Origin of the sequence: Kineococcus gurbantunggutensis (assembly GCF_050871925.1) — a bacterium.
Classification (GTDB): domain Bacteria; phylum Actinomycetota; class Actinomycetes; order Actinomycetales; family Kineococcaceae; genus Kineococcus.
This window is the reverse complement of sequence record NZ_JBJLSG010000244.1, coordinates 1-4,993: the sequence shown is the minus strand read 5'-3', so window position 1 is coordinate 4,993 and position 4,993 is coordinate 1. Positions and strand designations below refer to the sequence as shown.

The 4,993-nt window shown below is 71.2% G+C and carries 4 protein-coding genes; 1 reads left to right on the top strand and 3 read right to left on the bottom strand.

The genetic code is table 11. The features are described from left to right. On the top strand, positions 1 to 188 hold a 188-nt coding region (locus ACRYR7_RS24220), incomplete at its 5' end, for a hypothetical protein (protein WP_432570149.1). 162 nt (positions 189 to 350) lie between these two features. Here the strand turns inward: ACRYR7_RS24220 and ACRYR7_RS24215 are convergent. The 3 genes from ACRYR7_RS24215 to ACRYR7_RS24205 all read right to left on the bottom strand — a co-directional run bounded on the left by ACRYR7_RS24215 (position 351) and on the right by ACRYR7_RS24205 (position 4,590). Then, positions 351 to 1,019 (bottom strand): GAF and ANTAR domain-containing protein, encoded by a 669-nt coding sequence (locus ACRYR7_RS24215; protein ID WP_432574844.1) that lies wholly within the window; start codon positions 1,017 to 1,019, stop codon positions 351 to 353. 423 nt (positions 1,020 to 1,442) lie between these two features. Next, positions 1,443 to 3,785, bottom strand: a complete 2,343-nt coding sequence (locus ACRYR7_RS24210) for a putative bifunctional diguanylate cyclase/phosphodiesterase (RefSeq protein WP_432574842.1) — start codon at positions 3,783 to 3,785, stop codon at positions 1,443 to 1,445. 229 nt (positions 3,786 to 4,014) lie between these two features. Then, positions 4,015 to 4,590 (bottom strand): recombinase family protein, encoded by a 576-nt coding sequence (locus ACRYR7_RS24205; RefSeq protein ID WP_432574846.1) that lies wholly within the window; start codon positions 4,588 to 4,590, stop codon positions 4,015 to 4,017. Positions 4,591 to 4,993 lie beyond the last annotated feature (403 nt).

Genomic DNA, 4,993 nt, shown 5'->3' with positions numbered 1-4,993 from the left:
AGAACCTGCGCCTGCGCGGCCACCAGGAGATCGGCGCGCAGAACCCCTGGGCCATCGGCGACACCGCCAGCGTCGTCGACTTCATCGCCCAGAGCCTGACCCGCAGCACCGGCAGGCCCGTCCAGCCCCAGGACGTCAGCATCACCAGCGTCTTCGCGCTGGCACCACCGCGCACCGGGCGGGTCTGACCCCACAGCACGCACTCACGGCGTGCGAGGTGACCGCGCAGGCTCAGGCGGTCACCGCAGCGTCCCGGGCCCCCGGTAGCCGTTGCGTCCTGCCCGACCCGCTCACCCAACGGATCCACTCATGCAGCCGAAAGCAGCGGGCCAACCTGCGCTCAGCCCCGCTCAGCGGCTGAGCCGGCCAGTGTCGATCAGCTCCACGGCGACCTGGTGCAGGGAACGCGCGCTGCTGCCGGCGGCTTGCACCAGCTGGGCCCTCGCCTGCTGAGCGTCGATCTGGTAGCGCTCCATGAGGATGCCCGTGGCACGCCCGATGAGTTCAGCGCTGCCCACCGCACTGCGCGCCTGCTGCAGCTGCTGCGCATCGGCAACCGCGATGCCCGCGTGGGCAGCCACCAGCAGACCGATGTCCTCGCAGCGGTCGTCGAAGGCGTCGACGGCGCCGGCCACCAGGTTCAACGCGCCGAGGTTCTCCCCGATCACGTACAGCTGGAAGCACAGCATGCTGCCCACCCCCACTTCCCGAGCACACGCGGCCAGGCGCGGCCAGCGCCTCTCACCGGCCAAATCGCGCACCCGCACGGTCTGCTGCTCGTACATCGCGTCCAGGCACGGGCCCTGCCCGGTGTGCGCCTGCAGCCAGTCGATGCGCCGCGCCCGCGCCCCGGTGCTGGCCTGGGAGACCACGTGGCTGCGCGCCTGCACGCGGCTGATCGTCGCCTCCTCGGCACCGGGCACGATGGCCACTGCCGCTGCCACGAGGTGGTCCATCACCGCCTGCGGCTCCTGCTGGCTCTGCAGCTGGCGCGCCAGCAGCGCCAGCTGCTGGCCCACACTGCGCACACCACCGGCGCCACGCTCGGCACCCGCACCACCAGCGCCACGCTCGGCGGCGTGCTGCGCTGACGATTGCCCGGCGTGCGCGCTGGGCACCTGGTGATTCTCGAGCACCGCTCTCCCCCGTCGTCGCTCCGCACGGCCGAGGCTGCACAAGCACGCCGCCTGGCTGACACGACGTGATCGTGCCCCACCGCCCGGGCGCCGCACGCGCTTTCGCCGTAATCCGCGGACCTGACCACGACGGGCCTGACCACGACGGGTAGCCCGACCGGGCAGGTCCGACCGGGCTGGCCCCACCGGGCAGGCCCCACCGGGCAGGCCCCACCGAGCAGGCCCCACCGAGTGGTTTCAGCGGGTAGGACTAACTGATGTGCGCCAGGTCTGTCGGTGTCCGGGTCCGGGTTCGCTTTGAGGTGCTCACTCAGTGCGGGAGCGCAAGGTCGTGGCGTCTTTCAGGATGTGCCGGGCCAGCCACGCCGCGACGTCGGCGGCGGGCATGGGGCGGGCGTGGTGGTAGCCCTGGGTCTCATCGACCCCCAGCTCGGCCAGGTGGGACAAGGTGGCGGCGTCCTCGACGCCTTCGACGAGCATGCGCAGACCCAGGCTGTGAGCCAGGTCGGTGGTGCTCTTGATGATCGCGGCGACGCGGGGGTCGTGTCCCAGGTGCTGGGTGAAGGCGCGGTCCAGCTTCAACTCCGCCGCGGGCAGGTCCTTGAGGTAGGCGAGGCTGGAGTAGCCGGTGCCGTAGTCGTCGATGCTCACCGAGACGCCCAGCTCCAGCAGCTCCTGGATGGTCTCCCGGCTGCGCTGAGGGTCCTGCATGAGGGTGGTCTCAGTGATCTCCAGCACCAGCAGGGCCGGGTCCAGGCCGGTGCTGTTCACCACCTCGTGGATCAGCGGTGGCAGGTCCGGGTTCAGCAGGCAGCTGGTGGCCAGGTTGACCGAGATCCGCAGCGGCCAGCCCTGGCGGTGCCAGGTCACCGCGTCCACGGCGGCCTGGTGCAGCACCTCGGTGGTGATCTCGGCCATGAACCCGTTCTCCTCGGCGAGGTCGAGGAAGGCGGCCGGGGCCAGCAGGCCGTGCTGGGGGTGGCGCCAGCGCACCAGGGCCTCCATGCCGGTGACCTGACCGGTGCGGACATCGACCTGCGGCTGGTAATGGGCCTCCAGCTGGCCGGCGCCGGTGCCGGCCTGCAGCTCGCGGGCCAGCACTCGCCGGATACGCGTGTCCCGGTCGGCGCTGTCGTCGTAGCGCGCAGTTCCACCGCCGGTGCGTTTGGCGATGTACATCGCCGCATCAGCTCGTCTCAGCAGCTCCCCGCAAGCGTCCTGCTGCTCTGATCCGGGCCCGTCCGGTGCTGCGGACGCATCCGGTGCACTGGGTACCCCGGGTGCTGCGAAGGGCCAGCTGCTCACCCCGATGCTGGCGCGGATCATCATCGCCACCGAGTGCAGCCGCAACGGTTGCGCCAACCCGGCCAGGACGTTGGCCGCCACCCGCTCGGCATGGGCGAGGTCGCTGCCGGGGAGCAGGACCGCGAACTCATCACCGCCCAGGCGAGCCAGCAGGCCCTGCGCTGGCAGCACCTGGCGCACCCGGTCCGCGACCTCGCGCAGCAGGTCGTCGCCGTAGGCGTGGCCGTAGCTGTCGTTGACGTCCTTGAAGTGGTCCAGGTCGAAGATCAGCAGCGAGGAGGGGCGCGGATCAGAGGTGGCGCGGGCGAGGGCGCTGGCCAACGCACGCCGGTTGGGCAAGCCCGTCAGCTCGTCGGTCAACGCCAGGTCGCGGCTGCCGGTCAGGCTCAGCACCTCGCGGAAGACGAGAGTCACCTTCACCCCGACACCCACCAGGCCCAGCAGGGCCAGCTCGGTGGTGGGGGTGGGCAGACGGTGGTGGTGGTCGATGCCCAGCAAGGCCGCGCTGATCAACAGCATCGCCAACGGGGAGATGATGGAGGACCAGGCGATGGCGACGTGTCCTGTGCTGATCGGACCGCGGGCCCAGGCGGCGGCCGTCAGCAAGGCCACTGCGGCGAGGACGGCGACGTCGACGGCGATGCCCCAGGCTGGGGACGCAAGGACACCGCACACCCAGAGCACGCGCAGGACATCGCCGACCAGGAGCAAGCCGAAGGCCGGGGCGAGCAGGACCACCGCGCGCTCCGAGCGCCAGCCCAGGATGGTGCAGACAGCCAGGGCGACGGAGAACAGCAGCAGGTCCAGGGCGGGTCTGCCCAGCAGGAGCACCAGGCCCAGGGTCTCCAGCCCGGTCGCTGCGCGCACCGGTTGCAGCAGGAGGGCGCAGGACACCGCGGTGAGGACCGCGCTGCAGTGGACGCCATCGAACCAGGAGCTGGACGGCATCTCCTTCACCCGCTGACGCAGCAGGATCGTCTGCGCCACGTACAGCAGGGGGTAGCCGGCCAAGCTCAGGGCGGCCAGGCCCTGGTGGTCGCGAAGCGCAGTCAGGACGCCGGCGGATGACCCGCCTGCTGCGAGGAGCAGCAGCTGCGAAGCGCTGAGCAGCGCAGCGCCCAGAGCGCCGATCGTCCAGGCCCGGCGACTGTCCAAGCGCCTCAGCGGACGCGCAGCCAAGATCCCCAGCAGCGTGAGCAGGAGCAGTCCGTAGACGGGGACGGTGAGCTGGACCTCGAAGCGCAACAGCAGCGCGACGACCAGGACGATCAGGACACCCGCTGCACTCGCGACGCCCGCGATCACCCCGCTGCGGGGGGTGTGGTGCTGATGCTGTTCGTCCACCCCTGGGACATCGGGGGTGTGATGCCCCCCCTGAATTAGTTTCGCCTTCAATCACCCGTTTGGCCACGGCGCCGCCGTCCGCGGCGCACGCAAAGGCGGGCCCCGAACGCCCTGGACCAGTACCGCAGGGCGGTCGGGCTGGTCGTTGGTGGCTGTGCGCAATCATGGCGCGGAACATTGGAGGGCGGCGTCACGGGCGACCTGAGCGCCCACCGCCTCACCAGGCTGATCAGCGCCTCTTCACGAGCCCGGCCGACAGTGAGCGGTAGAGCGTGGCGCGGGAGACGCCGACCGCGGCGGCAGCCTTGGCCACGCAGTGCTGCCCGTCGGCCAGCAGCGCCCGCGCCGTGGCCAGCTTCGCCGGGGTCATACGCGCCGGCCGCCCACCGCGCCGCCCGCGCCGCCCACGCACGGCCGCGGCTTGCAGCCCGGCAGCGGTGCGCTCTGCCAGCAGGTCGCCCTCGAACTCCCCCACGGCGCCGAAGAGGTGCAGCACCAGGCGGCCGGTGGCGGCGGTGGTGGTGTCGATCGACTCCGTGAGAGACCGGAAGCCCACTCCCCTGCTGTCCAGGTCGTCGATGAGGGCCAGCAGGTGACGAAGGGAGCGGGCCAGGCGGTCCAGGCGCCAGACGACCAGCACGTCGCCGGACCCCAGGCGGGTCAGGACGCCGTCCAGGGCCGGCCGGGCGGCAAGTGCGCCAGAGGCGGTGTCGGTCCAGACCCGGTAGAAGCCGGCGGCGGTCAGGGCGTCGTGCTGCAGAGCGGGGTCCTGCGCGGTGATGGAGACGCGGGTGTAGCCGAGCAGGTGATCGGGCCGCTGGGCCCGCTGCTGAGCGGACGCCCGGGTGGGTGCGGCAGTGGACGTGACCTCGGAGGCGGTGGCGGGTGCACGGGTGGACACGGGTGGGACCGCCTCAGAAAGCACCCACATCCCGATGGTGAGACATCGGTTGTGGACACGAGTTCTGAGACGGCATGTCGCGGCTCTACGCCCCTTCCCCGCACTGTCTTAGAAACGGTCACTTCTGAGATGGGCGACTGCTCCACCGGTGCACCAGTCGAGCAGCCGACTCCGCGGTCAGGGTCTGCTGCACTGATCGGTGACAGCTACGTCACGCGGCCAGGCTGGCCGGCGAGGTCATGATGGTCTCGTACTCGATGGGGGTCAACCGGCCCAGTCCGCTCTGCCGACGACGGCGGTGGTAGGT